The organism is Geobacter pickeringii (genome assembly GCF_000817955.1).
Classification (GTDB): domain Bacteria; phylum Desulfobacterota; class Desulfuromonadia; order Geobacterales; family Geobacteraceae; genus Geobacter; species Geobacter pickeringii.
Map to the genome: position 1 here is coordinate 1 of NZ_CP009788.1, position 15535 is coordinate 15535.

The window sequence follows — 15535 nt, forward strand, 5'->3', positions numbered from 1 at the left end:
CTACCGGTTTCCCGAGAAGGTCTGTCATGGAAGAAGTGTGGCACCAGGCACAATCCAATATGGAAAAGGTTCTCACCCAGCAGACCTTTTCCACCTGGATCAAGCCGATCCGGTTCCTCGGGACGAAGAAGAACACCATCCTCCTCGAAGTTCCCAACAAATTTTTCAGGGAATGGATCACGGAAAAGGGATACCTCTCCATGATCCAGGAGTCGATCCACACCCTGACCGACTCCCTGTTCGTCGTGGAGCTGAAACTCGCCCCCCGTGAACCGTCTGAGGCAAAGGGAGCTGCCGCTGCGCCAGCGGAGACCGGCGAAGTCGCTCCCTCCCCGGAACCGAAGGCTGAGAGCGACTTCAGCTCGAACCTCAACCCGAAATACACCTTCGACACCTTCGTCTGCGGCGGGAGCAACCAGTTCGCCCACGCGGCGGCCCAGGCCGTGGCCAACTCCCCCGCGGGCAAGTACAACCCGCTCTTCATCTACGGCGGTGTGGGGCTCGGCAAGACCCACCTCATCACCGCCATCGGCAACCATGCCCTGACGAAGAACCGGAAGGCCCGCGTCTGCTTCTATACCTCAGAGAAGTTCATGAACGAGATGATCAACTCGATCCGGTACAAGAAGATGGACCAGTTCCGCAACAAGTTCCGGAAGATGGACATCCTCCTGATCGACGACATCCAGTTCATCGCCGGCAAGGAGGCGACGCAGGAGGAATTTTTCCACACCTTCAACTCCCTCTACGAGTCCCACAAGCAGATCGTTCTCACCTCCGACAAATTCCCGAAGGAAATTCCGGGACTGGAGGAGCGTCTCCGTTCGCGCTTCGAATGGGGACTCATCGCCGACATCCAGCCCCCCGACACCGAGACCAAGATCGCGATCCTGCGCAAGAAGGCGGAAAGCGACCACATCTCCCTTCCCGACGACGTGGCCCTCTTTCTCGCCTCCAGCGCCACCTCCAACGTCAGGGAACTGGAGGGGATGCTGATCCGCCTCGGAGCCGTTTCGAGCCTCACCGGCAAGAACATCTCCCTCGACATGGCCCGCGAGGTCCTCAAGGACATCATCGTCGACAAGACGAAGGAAATCACCGTCGAGATGATTCAGAAATACGTGGCTGACCACTTCGGCATCAAGGTATCGGAGCTGAAATCGGACAAGCGGCTCAAGGTCCTCGTGGTGCCGCGCCAGATCGCCATCTATCTCTGCCGCGACCTGACCAAGGCATCCTATCCCGAGATCGGGGAGCGGTTCGGCGGCAAGGACCACTCCACCATCATCCACTCGGTGAAGAAGGTCGAGAAGCTCCTCACACAGGATTTCGAGCTGAAGAGCACCATCGAGAACCTGCGCAAGGGGCTGTTGAGCTGACGTGCACAACCCTGTGGACAGCCTGACGGGGGTGTGGATGAAATGCGGACCGGCAGTCGGAAGCTCGGGAAAACCGGCATCTCATCAACACCGGTGCCGTCGGTAAAAGATGTTTCATGCCGGTGGGTTGCACGGTTATCCACACATCCACAGGAAACTGTTATATACTACTGTCTTTTAAAAAACATAATTGAAATACCTGATGCTCTGTTGAAAAGGAGGAGAGATGGAATTCAAGATTGACAAGGATACGTTTTCGCGAGCCCTCCAGAAGATCCAGGGAATCGTCGAGAAGCGCAACACCATGCCGATTCTCTCCAATGTCCTCATCGAGGCAAACGATGGCCGGATCGAACTGACCGCCACCGATCTCGAGGTGGGCATGAAGAGCTCCTATGAGACCACCATCACCCGGGAGGGAAAGATCACCGTCTCGGCAAAGAAGCTCTACGAGATCATCAAGGAACTCCCCGACGAAACCATCACGTTCTCCACCAAGGAGAACGACTGGGTGGAGATCCGTTGCGGCAAGGCCCACTTCAGCATTGTCGGCCTTTCCCCCGAAGAATTCCCCTATTTCCCGAAGGTGAACGAAGAGAGCTTCATCCGGATCGAGAGCCGCCTCCTGGCGGAGATGATTGAAAAGACCGCCTATGCCATCTGCTTCGACGAGACCAAGTACAACCTGAATGGCATCTTCGTGAAGACGGTGGAGGAGGAAGGACGGGCGCTCCTGCGGATGGTGGCCACCGACGGCCATCGCCTCTCCATCACCGAGAAGGAGTTCGCCGGCGCAATGCAGTCCGAGATGGCCAAGGGGATCATCTTCCCGAAAAAGGGGATCTTCGAACTGAAGAAGATGTGCGAGGAGGAAGCCACGGAGCTCTCCCTCGGCTTCATGGACAACAGCGCCGTCATCAAGAAGGGTAACACCGTGGTGGTGATGCGGCTCGTGGATGGCGAGTTTCCCGATTACACCCGCGTCGTGCCGGTGGCCAACGACAAGATCGTCACCGTCGCCCGGGAGCCGTTTTTCCATTCGCTGCGCCGGATGTCGATCCTCTCCAGCGAGAAATTCAAGGGGATCAAGATGGAGATCGAGACCGAGCGGATGGTGATCTCCTCCAGCAACCCCGAGCTCGGCGAGGCATCGGAGGAGCTCGACGCCGCCTATGGCAACGTGCCGCTCTCGATTCGCTTCAACGCCAAGTACCTCATCGACGTCCTCTCGGTCCTCAGCGAGAGCGAAGTGGCGCTGGTGCTGCGGGACGAGCTCTCCCCCGCCATCGTGAAGCCCGCCGGCGTCGAAGGGTTCACCGCGGTCATCATGCCGATGAGACTGTAGGCCAGCATCCCCTTTCGCCATGGAAGGCAAAGGCCGCTCCCCGGGAGAGGCCTTTTGCCGTTTTTTCAGCCGGTCCGCCATGCTCGTGACAAAGATCCAGATCCGCTCGTTCCGCAACATCGCCGAAGAGGAAATCTGCTTCAACGAGCGGTTCAACATCCTTCACGGCGCCAACGGCCAGGGAAAGACCTCGATCCTGGAGGCGATCTACCTCCTCGGCACCATGAAGTCGTTCCGGCTGGCCCGGACCCCCGATCTGATCTCCTGGAACACTCCGTACTCAGTGGTGGAGGGGTGGGTTCAGCGGGACGGAGTACGGCGGGAGATCGCCCTCTACCTGGGGCGCGAGGGACGCAAGGCCCGCATCGACCGAAAACCGGTCGTCCGCCTCGCCGATTTCTTTGGCGCCGTGAACGCCGTGGTCTTCTCCCCGGAGGAGATCGGCATGGTCCGGGGGGGGCCGGAGCTGCGGCGGCGCTACCTCGACCGGGCCATCTTCAGCGGCGATCTCGGGTATCTTCTCCTCTACCACGAGTACCAGCGGCTCCTCAAGCAGCGCAACGCCTTCCTGAAACGGGGGGAGCGGGCAGGACTGGATATCTGGACCGACCAACTGGCGGAGGCGGGGGCGCGGCTCATGGCGAAGCGCCTGGAATACCTTGCGAACCTCGAGCCGCTGGTCCGCCACTTCTACCGGCAGATTGCCGACGGTGCCGAAGAGGCGGGGCTCGCCTACCGTCCCCACCACCTCTCCCCCGGGGAGATGGCTGACGACGGCAAGGGGGCGCTGCTGCGGCTCTATGCCGATCATGCCGAGGAGGAACTTCGCCGGGGGAGCACCGTGGTCGGTCCCCACCGGGACGACGTGGAGTTCGCCCTGAACGGCCGGGTGATCCGACACCACGGATCCCAGGGACAGCAGCGCAGTTTCGTGCTTGCCCTCAAGATGGCTGAGATCGACTACCTGGAGCGGCTCCACGGCGCGCCGCCGGTGCTCCTCCTCGACGACATCTCGTCGGAGCTGGACCGGCAGCGCAACGCCAACCTGATGGCGTTCCTCCGGGAGAGGCGGATGCAGGTCTTCATCACCACCACCGATGTTTCATCCCTCCGCCTGGAGGGAATCGACACCCGCGCGTCGTTTCATGTTTCACGTGGAACCGTGACGCTTTGCTAGAGGGAGAACATGGCTGACGAACAGAATTACGATTACGGTGCAGACAAGATCAAGGTCCTCGAGGGGCTCGCGGCGGTCCGCAAGCGCCCCGCCATGTACATCGGCTCCACGGCGAGCCAGGGGCTCCACCACCTGGTCTACGAGATCGTCGACAACTCCATCGACGAGGCCCTGGCCGGCTACTGCGACGAGGTGAACGTCACCATCCACCTGGACGGCTCGGTGACGGTGGTGGACAACGGCCGCGGCATCCCCACCGATATGCATCCGACGGAGGGGAGGTCGGCGGCGGAGGTGGTCCTGACAGTCCTCCACGCCGGCGGCAAGTTCGACAACACATCCTACAAGGTCTCCGGCGGCCTCCACGGCGTCGGGGTCTCGGTGGTGAACGCCCTTTCCAAGAAGCTGGAGCTGGAGATCCGCCGCAACGGCACGGTCTATCGCCAGTCTTACTCCTGCGGCGATCCCCAGACCCCTCTCGAGGTGACGGGAGAGACGAAGAAGCGGGGGACCAAGATCACCTTCCTCCCCGACGACACCATCTTCGAGACCACCGAATTCTCCTTCGACGTCCTGTCGCAACGGCTGCGGGAGCTGGCGTTCCTCAACGCCGGGGTCCGGATTACCATTGCCGACGAGCGGGAGGAGGGGAAGCGCCACGACTTCCACTACGAGGGGGGGATCGTCTCCTTCGTGGAGTACCTGAACCGTAACCGGACCTCTCTCCATCCGAAGCCGATCTACTTCAAGGGGGAAAAAGGGGGGGTCGAGATAGAGGTGGCCCTCCAGTACAACGACTCCTACGACGAGAAGGTCTTCACCTTCGCCAACAACATCAACACCCACGAGGGGGGTACCCACCTGGTGGGGTTCCGGGCGGCGCTGACCCGCACCATGAACACCTACGCCACCGCCAACGAGCTCCTCAAGAAGGAGAAGGTGGCCATCTCCGGCGAGGACCTGCGGGAGGGGCTCACGGCGGTCATCTCGGTCAAGATCCCTCAGCCGCAGTTCGAGGGGCAGACCAAGACCAAGCTCGGCAACTCCGAGGTGAAGGGGTACGTGGAATCCCTCATGAACGAGAAGCTGGCGGTCTTCCTGGAGGAGAACCCGAAGGTCGCAAAAGACATTATCGGGAAATCCATCGAGGCGGCCCGGGCCCGGGAGGCGGCGCGGAAAGCGCGCGAACTGACCCGGCGCAAGGGGGCCCTCGACATCTCCAACCTCCCCGGCAAGCTCGCCGACTGTCAGGAGCGGGACCCGGCGCTGTGCGAACTCTACCTGGTCGAGGGTGACTCCGCCGGCGGCTCCGCCAAGCAGGGGCGCGACCGGAAGTTCCAGGCGATCCTCCCCCTCAAGGGGAAGATCCTCAACGTGGAGAAGGCCCGCTTCGACAAGATGCTCTCCTCCCAGGAGATCGGGACCCTCATCACGGCGCTCGGCACCGGCATCGGCAAGGACGACTTCGACGTGGCCAAGCTCCGCTACCACCGGATCATCGTCATGACCGACGCCGACGTGGACGGCTCCCACATCCTGACGCTCCTCCTCACCTTCTTCTTCCGGCAGATGCCGGAGATCGTGGAACGGGGGCACCTCTACATCGCCCAGCCGCCGCTCTACAAGGTGAAGCGGGGACGCAGGGAGCTCTATCTCCGCAACGAGGCGGCGCTTCAGAGCTACCTCCTGGAGGAGGGGACCGAGGATATGGTTCTCTTCCTGGAGAGCGGCGAGAAGAGCTACAGCGGCAAGCAGATCATTCCGGTCCTCAAGCAGCTGGTGGAGTTCCGGGCGCTCCTCGACAAGGTGGTGCGCAAGGGGATCAACGAGGAGCTCGTGCGGGTGCTCCTGCGACTGCGAGTGAAGCCCGGCATCGAGGATATGGGCCAGCTCATCCCCGCCCTGGCGAACCTTTCCCAGGTCTACGAAGGGGCCGACTTCAACCCGCTGGAGGACGGGCGCGTCATTGTACGCCTCGGCAACCTCCGCATCGCCCTCGACCAGCACACCCTGGACCTGATCGGTTCCTACGAGTACGGGCTCCTGGCCGAGAGCCACCGCAAGGTCCGGGAGATCTTCGGCGACGGCCGAGCCGTGGTCTCCAGCGAGGGGAACGAGCTCTTCGCCACCACCATCGGCCTGGAGCTCCTCTCCTTCTTCATGGACTCAGCCAAGAAGGGACTCTCCATCCAGCGCTACAAGGGCCTTGGCGAGATGAACCCGGAGCAGCTCTGGGAGACCACCATGGAGCCCACCAACCGGACGCTGCTCCAGGTGAAGATCGAGGACGCCGTGGAGGCCGACACCATCTTCACCATCCTCATGGGAGACCAGGTGGAGCCCCGCCGGGACTTCATCGAGCAGAACGCCTTGAACGTGTCGAACCTCGACATCTGATGACCGATACCAGGAACTATCCGAGGAACCTACATGCTTGAACAGACCCTGAACAAGACCGCCGTCAACATCGAAGACGAGATGAAGCGCTCGTACATGGACTACGCCATGAGCGTCATCATCGGCCGGGCTCTCCCCGACGTCCGTGATGGACTGAAGCCGGTTCACCGGCGCTGCCTCTACGCCATGTACGACATGGGGAACGATTGGAACAAGCCGTACAAGAAATCGGCCCGCGTGGTCGGTGACGTGATCGGTAAGTACCACCCCCACGGCGACGCGGCCGCCTACGACACCATCGTCCGGATGGCCCAGGACTTCTCGCTCCGCTACCCGCTGGTGGACGGCCAGGGGAACTTCGGTTCCGTGGACGGCGACTCGCCGGCGGCCATGCGGTACACCGAGATCCGGATGGAGCAGCTGGCCCACGAGCTCCTGAACGACATCGAGAAGGAGACCGTGGAGATGGGGCCCAACTACGACGGCTCCCTCCAGGAGCCGCTGGTCCTCCCCTCCAAGTTCCCGAACCTGCTGGTGAACGGCTCCTCCGGCATCGCCGTCGGCATGGCGACCAACATCCCCCCCCACAACCTGTCGGAGGTGGTGGACGGGATCATTGCCGTCATCGGCAACCCCCACCTCTCCTTCGAGGAGCTGCTGGCCCTCGTCCCCGGCCCCGACTTCCCCACCGGCGGCTTCATCTACGGCCGCGAGGGGATCCTCCAGGGGTACCGGACCGGCCGCGGCATCGTCCAGATGCGGGCCCGGGCCTTCATCGAGACCCACAAGAAGACCGAGCGCCAGTCCATCGTCGTCACCGAGATCCCCTATCAGGTGAACAAGGCGAACCTCATCACCAAGATCGCCGAACTGGTGCGGGAGAAGAAGATCGAGGGGATCAGCGACATCCGGGACGAGTCGGACCGGGACGGGATGCGGATCGTTATCGACCTGAAGCGGGACGAGAACCCGCAGATCATCCTCAACCACCTCTACAAGCAGACCCAGATGCAGACCTCCTTCGGCATCAACATGCTCGCCATCGTGGCGGGACGGCCGCGGGTCCTGACGCTGCGGGACGCCATCGACCACTTCATCGACCACCGCCGGGAGATCGTCACCCGCCGCACCATCTTCGATCTGAAGAAGGCCGAGGCCCGGGCCCATATCCTGGAAGGGTACAAGATCGCCCTGGACTGGCTCGACGCGGTCATCGAGCTGATCCGGGGGTCCAAGACCCCGGCGGAGGCCAAGGAAGGGCTCATATCCGGCCTCTTTTCCGACGAGGGGTGGCTGAATAAGATGGGGCTCGCGCTCCCGGCCATCCACGATCAGTACCAGAAACCGGTACGGCTCACCGAGATCCAGGCCCAGGAGATCCTGAACCTGCGGCTCCACCGCCTTACCGGCCTGGAGCGGGACAAGATCCTGAACGAGTACGCCGAGATCCTCAAGTACATCGCCCGGCTGAAGGAGATCCTCGCCTCCGAGGCGGAGATCCTCGCCATAATCGTGGGGGAGCTGCGGGAGCTGAAGGAGAAGTTCGGCGATACCCGCCGCACCGAGATCGTGGACCGGAGCGCCGAGATCTCCCTGGAGGACACCATCGTCGAGGAGGACGTGGTGGTCACCGTCTCCCACACCGGCTACATCAAGCGGACCGCCGTCTCCCAGTACCGCTCCCAGCGCCGGGGCGGCAAGGGGAAGACCGGGATGAAGACCAAGGAAGAGGATTTCGTCGAGCATCTCTTCGTCGCCTCCAGCAAGGACTTCATGCTCTTCTTCACCGACGCGGGGAAGGTGTACCAGATCAAGGTCTACGAGATTCCCGAGGGGGGTCGGGCGACCCGCGGCAAGGCCATCGTCAACCTCCTGAACCTCCAGGCCACCGAGCAGATCACCGCCATCCTCTCGGTGAAGGGTTTCGACGACGAGCGCAACATCATCATGGCGACCCGCCAGGGGGTGGTGAAGAAGAGCCCGCTGCGGGAATACGCCAACATCCGGAGCGGCGGGATCATTGCCGTCAACCTCGACGACGGCGACAAGCTGATCAGCGTCGCCCTCACCGACGGGAACCAGGATGTGCTCCTGGCGTCAACCAACGGCAAGTCGATCCGTTTCCATGAGGAGGATGCCCGCCCCATGGGACGGGTCTCCCGCGGGGTGCGGGGGATGACCCTGGAGGACGACGACGTGGTGATCGGGATGGAGATCATCAACCCCAACGCCACCGGTTCCACCATCTTCACCGTCACCGAGAACGGCTTCGGCAAGCGGACCGAGCTGGACGAGTACCGCGTCCAGTCCCGCAGCGGCAAGGGGATCATCACCATCAAGACCACTGAGCGCAACGGCTGCGTGGTGGACATCATGCAGGTCACCGACGAGAACGACCTGATGCTCATCACCGATCAGGGGAAGATCCTCCGGATCCCCGTGGCCCAGTTCTCGGTCATCGGCCGCAACACCCAGGGGGTGAAGCTCATGACCGCCGAGCAGCACGAGCGGATCGTGGCGGTGGCCAAGCTGGCCGAGAAGGATGAAGGGGACGAGGGGGATGCCGCCGGCGATGAGATCGCCGAGGCGGAGGTGGTGGAGGAGTAGGGTCGGCACGGGAGTGGCGGCACCCGGCGAACAACCGGATCACCCCTCCCGGCACCCGTCCCTGGCTATGGAACGACACCGCACCATCGACACGACCCTTCGGGAGCGTCGGGATATCCTCGACCTTCTGGAGCGGCTGAAAAAGGAATCCATAACGGTCGACGAGATGGAGGAGATCGGCACCCGGCTCAAGAAGGCGGGGCGCCGGGCCCTCTCCCCCCTGGTCCGCCGCCTCTGGCAGGAGCGGAGCGGCGACCTCATCTCGCGCTATACCTACCTCCTCGACTTCTTCGAGGACGAACCGTGGCTCGATCAGCTCATCACCATCACCATCTCCCGCACGGATCTGGAGGATGAGGCCCGTGCGGTGCTCCTGTCGGCCCTGGCGGGGTACGGGGTCGACGTCTCCGCCCCCCCCTTCGCCCGAATCCTGGACGAGACGGGGGGACCGCTGCGGGTGACCCTCCCCCGCCTCCTCGACAAGGGGGAGAAGGGGGTGATGATGTTCATGGAGGACTTCGTCGCCTACGACGTGGAGGCCCAGCGGGCCATCGTCCGGGAGCTGGGCCGGGTGGACGACCACCGGGTGGTGGAGATCTTCGCCGTCCTCCTCGGCTTTGACGAGCCGGAGACCCTCCGGGAGGTGCTGGAGACCCTCGGGCGGATCCGGACCCCTGAGGCGGCGGCACTGCTGCGTCGCTTCGTGGCGGGGGCGCCGGAGGAGCAGCGCTCCCTGGCGGAGCGGAGCCTGCGGCGCCTGAGCTTTCTCGGCCTCGGGCCGGAGCCGGTTGCCGCCGAGGGTCCCCTCCTCCCCTTCCATGCCGCCTACGCGAGCCCCGTGGATGCCGCCGGCCTCAGCTGCGTCATGGTGGCGCGGTGGCGCGGCGAGGAGCGGCTCGACACCCTCTTCATGGAGCTCCACGAGAGCGAGGGGATGCGGGAGGCCTGGGGATGGAGCGGGATCACCCCCGAGGAGTATGGGAAGATCCTCGCCGAAAACCGGGTCGAGGAGGCCTTGGTGGCGGTGGAGCCGGCCCATGGGGCGGAACTCGTCCGGGACGCCATCCACCGCAGCGTGGCAGCCGGCTTCTACCTCCCCCCCGAGTTCTACGTCCGGCAGCGGATCTTTGCCGGCGTCGACCTGACGCCGGCCCTCTACGTCCCCTCCTTCGCCGGGAAGGATCTTGAGCAGTTCGCCCTGCCGTGGCGGATGGCCGGGACGGAGGAGCTGCTGCAGGACTGGTTCTACGACGGCTGGTTCGTCTTCACCGGGCGCACCCGGCTCCTGGCCGAAGAGCTGGAGCGGCAGGGGGATGACCCCTTCGGCCGGCAGGACGAGGCGGGAATCGACCGGTTCCTGGAGCGGTGGTGCCGGGAGCAGGTGGTTCCCCGCATGGACCGGCTCGTCCGGCGCCTCTTCCTCACCGCCGACCTCCTGGCGCGGTCGGGGCGGGAGGAGCTCCTCGTGGAGCAGACCCTGGCGGCGGCGGTCACCCTCTCCCGCGGGACGGTGGCGCCTCACCGGCACCCCTTTGTGCGGCGCTGGCTGGTGGATCTGATCATGATGGTGCGGGAGGCCCGGGCCGAGGGGTACGAATTCCCCTCCCCCGACCATGACGACGATGACGGTGACGAGCTGGAGTAGCCGGCGGCACAATCTTCAGGAGAAGGAGATGCAAATGAGCGAGCGGATCGGCGTGATCGGGGCGGGGAGCTGGGGAACCACCCTGGCGAACCTCCTGGCGAAGAAAGGGGCGGACGTCACCCTCTGGGCCTACGAGCCGGAGCTGGTGGCGGAGATGCGCGAACGCCGCGTCAACTCCCTCTTCCTCCCCGGCATCGAGCTTTCCGCCGGCCTGGCGTTCACCAACTCCCTGGAGGAAGCGGCCGCCGGCAAGGATATCATCCTCCTCGTCTCCCCCTCCCAGGTGATGCGCACGGTGCTGCGGCAGCTTGCCCCGCTCCTCCGTCCCGGGGTCACCCTCGTCAACGCCTCCAAGGGGATCGAGCTCGACACCATGATGACCGTCGACCAGGTCTGCGCGGAGGTGCTTCCCGCCGCCATCGCGCGGCGCTTCTGCGTCCTCTCGGGGCCGAGCTTCGCCCGGGAGGTGGCCCAGGAGATGCCGACGGCGGTGGTGGCGGCCGCCACCGACCAGACGGTGGCCGCCCTCGTCCAGCGCGTCTTCGCCACCCCTTATTTTCGGGTCTACACCAACGGCGATGTGATGGGGGTCGAGATCGGCGGCTCGCTCAAGAACGTCATTGCGGTGGCCGCCGGGATCTCGGACGGTCTCGGCCTCGGGCACAACACCCGGGCGGCCCTCATCACCCGTGGGCTGGCGGAGATGACCCGCCTCGGCGTCGCCATGGGGGCCGATCCGGCCACCTTCGCCGGCCTCGCCGGCATGGGGGACCTGGTGCTCACCTGCACCGGCGATCTCTCCCGCAACCGGACCGTGGGGATGAAACTCGGCCAGGGGATGCGGCTCGCCGAAATCCTCGGCGAGATGCGGATGGTGGCCGAGGGGGTGAAGACCGCCGAGTCGGCCTGGCGCCTCGCCGCCCGCATCGGGGTGGAGATGCCGATCACCGAGAAGGTCTACCAGGTGCTCTACGAAGACAAGCCGGCCCGCCAGGCGGTGCTGGAGCTGATGACCCGGGACCCGAAGGCGGAGCGTGGCTAGGCCCACCGGTCCTACCCCCCCTTTTCCCCGTCCCCTCACCGCCGGCCCCCCCGCGGCCGGCGGCTCCGTGTGCCGGAGGGGTGCCCATGAATGCGCGACTCACCATCAGGAGCAAGATCTTTCTCTCGATCTTCCTCATCCTCCTCGTCTCCTATGCCATCCTGATCCACACCACCGTCAGAACCATCGACGGGTTCCTGGAGAAGTACCTCGCCGGTGAACTGAACGAGAACCTTCTCTATGCCCGGGATCAGTACCTGGCCCGGGGGAACGAGATCAGGGTCTCGCTCATGCATCCCGCCTCCGCCCCTCCGGTGCAGGAACGGTTCGAGCGCCGCGACGGGGCGTGGCTCAGGGATGCGGGCCGCCGCTGGCACGCCATCCTCCCCCATGTGGAGCTCTTCACGTTTGTCGATCCGTCGCTGCAGGTCATCGCCCGGTGGGGCTCGCCCCGCAGCGGCGACCGCTTTGCCCTCGCACCCGTCGTCGAGCGGGCCTACCGGGAGCGCCGTCCGGTGGTGGCCACGGAGCTCGTCACTCAGGGGTTTCTCTGCCAGGAAGGGGTGCAGGAGGGGTGCCGGGCTCCCGCCGGTGGTGATCCGAAGCTGATGATTACGGTGGTCGTGCCGCTGGTGAAACCGGACGGCCGGCTGGTGGGGGCCATTGTGGCGGGGGACATCATCGACGATGACGTCATGATCCCGGGACGGGTCCAGGAGATCTTCGGCAAGCAGGTGGTGGTGGCGATCACCCGGGGGGGGAGTCGGCGCCGCGGAGCGTGGGGGGAGCGGTCCCCTATCCTTCTTCTCTTGCTTCCGAGGTCACGGCGCAGCTCCGGAACGGGCTTCCGTACCACGGCGACGCCGTCATCGGCGGCCGGCGCTACAAGACCGCCTTCGAGCCGCTCACCAACAGCCGCGGGGAGTATGTGGGCGCCCTCTACCTCGCCCTCTCCGGGCAGGATTTCCACGGCATCCTGCGGGAAAATATCGGCAACATCGTCACTTCGGCCGTAATCGGCCTCATCCTCTCCTTCCTCACGGCGTACCTCGTCGCCCGGCGGCTCACCACCCCCCTGAACGAACTTGCCACGGGGGTCCGGATGATCGAAGGGGGGGACATGCACCAGCGGGTGGCGGTCACCTCCGCCGACGAGGTGGGGGAACTGGCCGAGGCATTCAATCGCATGGCCCGCACCCTCGACGAGCGTGACCGGACCATCCGCGCCAAGGCCCACGACCTGCAGGAGCTGAACGGGAAACTGCGGGAGATGAACGAGCTCCTGGAGCGGCGGGTTGCGGAACGGACCGCGGCGCTCCGGGAGGAGATGGGGCGTTTGGAGGCGATTCTCATCGGCATGGCCGAAGGGATCGCCGTCACCGACCGGGAGGGGCGGATCATCCTCTTCAACCCGGCGGCCCAGCAACTGGTCGAGATGGTGCCGCACCGCGTCATGGGGAAAACCATCGAGCAGGTCTGCGGGGGGGGAGAATTTTGCCGGCTGGTTGATTATATCGCCATCATGAGAGAAAATGGAGATACGACGCCCCGCCGGGACGTGGATATGCTGGTGGGGGGGAAACAGCTCAAGGTGAATCTTTCTCCCTTCGCCGACGAGAGGGGAGGATTCGCCGGCGTGGTGATGTCCATGCGGGACGTGACCGCCGAGGAGGAGGTGGGGCGGATGAAGACCGAGTTCATCTCCACCGTCTCCCACGAGCTCAAGACGCCGCTCACCTCCATCAAGGGGTCGCTCCAGCTGATTCTCGACAAAGGGAGAGGCTTCACCGAGGTGGAGGGAGAACTGCTGACCATCTGCCTCCGCAACACCGACCGGCTGATCCGGCTCGTGAACGACATCCTCGACATTGCCAAGATCGAATCGGGGCGACTGGAGTTCGTCTGCGGCCGCCAGAGCGTGCGGGAGATGACGGCCGTGGCGATCCAGGAACTGGCGGGTTATGCCCGGGAGCACGGAATCACGGTGGCCAATGCCGTGGGGGAGGATCTCCCGCCGGCCTACTGTGACCGCGACCGCCTCGGCCAGGTCTTCACCAATCTTCTCTCCAACGCGATGAAGTTCTCCCCCCGCGGCTCTGCGGTGACGGTGACCGCCGAGCGGAGCGACAATTTTATCGCCGTCTCCGTGGCGGACCGGGGACGGGAGATCCAGTGGTCCGACCGGGGAAAACTCTTCAAGAAATTCCAGCAGCTCGACAACTCCGACCGTCGCCAGCACGGCGGCACGGGGCTCGGTCTCGCCATCTGCAAGGAGATCGTCGAGCGGCACCACGGCAGGATCTTCTACACCGAGGGGATCGGCGGGGGGAACATCTTCACCTTTACGGTCCCCATTCATGAGGAGCAGCAATGACCGGCGAGCGAATCCTGATAGTTGACGACGAGGCGGATATCGCCCTCATCCTCAAGCTGCAGCTGGAAGATTCCGGCTACCGGACCGTCCGCGCCCGGGACGGCGTCGAGGCGCTGGAGGCACTCTCCGGCGAACCCTTCGACCTGATCCTCCTTGACATCCGGATGCCCCGCATGGACGGCATCGAGGTGCTGGAACGGATCCGGCGTGAGCACCCCGATCTGGTGGTGGTGATGATGACCGCCCACGGCAGTGAGGACATCGCCGTGGAGGCGATGAAGAAGGGGGCGGCCGACTACATCTCCAAGCCATTCTCCTCCGACGACATGAAGAAGCGGGTGGAGCGGGCGATCCATTACAACCGGACCCGGATCGAGAACGAGCGGCTCCAGCGGGAGCTGGACGAGGAGCGGCGGAAGATGGAGGCGATCCTCCGGGGGATGGCCGACATGCTCGTTGCCGTAGATCGTCAGGGAGCGGTCATCTCCCTCAACCGGGCAGCCGAAACGATTCTCGGGGCGAGTGTGGACGCCGCCCGGGCGGTGCCGGTGGAGGAACTCCTGGCGGCCGACATCCCCGCCGAGCGGCTCCCCTCCCGGGTGGTCCTTGCCACGGGGGAGCCGTGCCTCGACGTTGCCTACACCCTCCACGCCGCCGGTCGGGCGATCCCGGTCCTCGCCAGCGCCGCTCCCCTGGTCGGGGCCGGCGGGGAGATGCTGGGGAGCGTGGAGATCATCCGCGACATCTCGGCCCTGAAGGCGCTGGAACAGGAGCGGGAGGATTTCGTCAGCATGCTCTCCCACGATCTCAAGACCCCCATCACCGCCATCGTCGGTTCCGTCGACCTCGTGCGGGAAGAGCGGCTGGGAAAGGTGACCGGAGAGCAGCGAAGCTACCTCGACTCGGCCATCGAAAGCTGTACCGAGATGGTGGAGATGATCAACACCCTCCTCGACGTCCACAGGTTCGAGGCAGGGCGGATGGCGCTCGCCGTGCGGGACGAGGCGCTGGAGCCCCTCCTCGGGGGGGTCCTGGCCCGTTTCGAGCCGGTGGCGCAACGGGAAGGGTTGACCCTGCGCCTCTCCCTCCCTCCGGAGAAGGTCATCGTGGCGGTGGACCGTAACAAGTTCGCGCGCCTCATGGGAAACCTCCTCTCCAATGCCATCAAGTTCACCGACGAGGGGGGAGAGATCGAGGTGCATGCCGCCATCGTCGAGGGGGGGGCGGCGCGTCGACTCGTGCCGCCGGCATTCCGTCCCGCGGCAGATTTTCCCGCCCCGGGGCGCTCCCTCCTCATCTCCGTGCGGGACACCGGGGTGGGGATTCCGGCCGACGCCCTCGTCACCATCTTCGACCGGTTCGTCCAGGCGAAGAACCGCCGGCAGGGGAAGGTGAGCGGCAGCGGTCTCGGCCTCGCCTTCTGCCGGAAAGTGGTCGATGCGCATCACGGCTGCATCTGGGCCGAGAGTGAGATCGGCGCGGGGAGCACCTTCCGGTTCCTCCTCCCCCTCGACGACGGGGCCCCGCCCGCTGCCTGAGCGGCAGAAGACGGGAATCAATGACAATGGA

The 15535-nt window shown here is 64.6% G+C and carries 9 protein-coding genes and 1 pseudogene; all 10 read left to right on the plus strand.

The features are described from left to right. Window positions 1–26: 26 nt before the first annotated feature. The 10 genes and pseudogenes from dnaA to GPICK_RS00045 all read left to right on the plus strand — a co-directional run bounded on the left by dnaA (window position 27) and on the right by GPICK_RS00045 (window position 15504). On the plus strand, window positions 27–1379 hold the full coding sequence (gene dnaA, locus GPICK_RS00005; RefSeq protein WP_039739333.1) for a chromosomal replication initiator protein DnaA: 1353 nt from the start codon (window positions 27–29) through the stop codon (window positions 1377–1379). A 226-nt stretch (window positions 1380–1605) separates the two neighbouring features. Then, the gene (dnaN, locus tag GPICK_RS00010) at window positions 1606–2724 is read left to right on the plus strand and encodes a DNA polymerase III subunit beta (protein ID WP_039739336.1); all 1119 of its coding nucleotides are present in this window, start codon (window positions 1606–1608) and stop codon (window positions 2722–2724) included. 79 nt (window positions 2725–2803) lie between these two features. Beyond that, a complete protein-coding gene (gene recF / locus GPICK_RS00015) occupies window positions 2804–3901 on the plus strand; it encodes a DNA replication/repair protein RecF (protein ID WP_039745045.1) in 1098 nt (365 codons plus the stop codon). Between the two features lie 9 nt (window positions 3902–3910). Then, window positions 3911–6298 (plus strand): DNA topoisomerase (ATP-hydrolyzing) subunit B, encoded by a 2388-nt coding sequence (gene gyrB, locus GPICK_RS00020; RefSeq protein WP_039739338.1) that lies wholly within the window; start codon window positions 3911–3913, stop codon window positions 6296–6298. 33 nt (window positions 6299–6331) lie between these two features. Next, window positions 6332–8905 (plus strand): DNA gyrase subunit A, encoded by a 2574-nt coding sequence (gene gyrA / locus GPICK_RS00025; protein ID WP_039739340.1) that lies wholly within the window; start codon window positions 6332–6334, stop codon window positions 8903–8905. Window positions 8906–8972: 67 nt separating this feature from the next. After that, window positions 8973–10550: a HEAT repeat domain-containing protein gene (locus GPICK_RS00030; RefSeq protein ID WP_039739343.1), complete on the plus strand. Its 1578-nt coding sequence runs from the start codon at window positions 8973–8975 to the stop codon at window positions 10548–10550. A 34-nt stretch (window positions 10551–10584) separates the two neighbouring features. Beyond that, window positions 10585–11592 carry an NAD(P)H-dependent glycerol-3-phosphate dehydrogenase gene (locus tag GPICK_RS00035; RefSeq protein ID WP_039739346.1) on the plus strand — a complete coding sequence of 336 codons (1008 nt, stop codon included), beginning with the start codon at window positions 10585–10587 and terminating at the stop codon, window positions 11590–11592. Window positions 11593–11882: 290 nt separating this feature from the next. Continuing rightward, a pseudogene (locus GPICK_RS17690) lies at window positions 11883–12284 on the plus strand (cache domain-containing protein); the annotation flags it as partial. 86 nt (window positions 12285–12370) lie between these two features. After that, a complete protein-coding gene (locus GPICK_RS00040) occupies window positions 12371–13966 on the plus strand; it encodes a sensor histidine kinase (RefSeq protein WP_236685601.1) in 1596 nt (531 codons plus the stop codon). After that, window positions 13963–15504: a response regulator gene (locus GPICK_RS00045; RefSeq protein WP_039739349.1), complete on the plus strand. Its 1542-nt coding sequence runs from the start codon at window positions 13963–13965 to the stop codon at window positions 15502–15504. The genes GPICK_RS00040 and GPICK_RS00045 overlap by 4 nt, the downstream gene beginning before the upstream one ends. Window positions 15505–15535: the final 31 nt, after the last annotated feature.

Excerpts from the sequence above, each read along its gene's own strand:
- GPICK_RS00030 (WP_039739343.1), top strand. The coding sequence starts at position 8,973 with ATGGAACGACACCGCACCATCGACACGACCCTTCGGGAGCGTCGGGAT.
- gyrA (WP_039739340.1), top strand. The coding sequence starts at position 6,332 with ATGCTTGAACAGACCCTGAACAAGACCGCCGTCAACATCGAAGACGAG.
- GPICK_RS00045 (WP_039739349.1), top strand. The coding sequence starts at position 13,963 with ATGACCGGCGAGCGAATCCTGATAGTTGACGACGAGGCGGATATCGCC.
- gyrB (WP_039739338.1), top strand. The coding sequence starts at position 3,911 with ATGGCTGACGAACAGAATTACGATTACGGTGCAGACAAGATCAAGGTC.
- dnaN (WP_039739336.1), top strand. The coding sequence starts at position 1,606 with ATGGAATTCAAGATTGACAAGGATACGTTTTCGCGAGCCCTCCAGAAG.
- GPICK_RS00035 (WP_039739346.1), top strand. The coding sequence starts at position 10,585 with ATGAGCGAGCGGATCGGCGTGATCGGGGCGGGGAGCTGGGGAACCACC.
- dnaA (WP_039739333.1), top strand. The coding sequence starts at position 27 with ATGGAAGAAGTGTGGCACCAGGCACAATCCAATATGGAAAAGGTTCTC.
- recF (WP_039745045.1), top strand. The coding sequence starts at position 2,804 with ATGCTCGTGACAAAGATCCAGATCCGCTCGTTCCGCAACATCGCCGAA.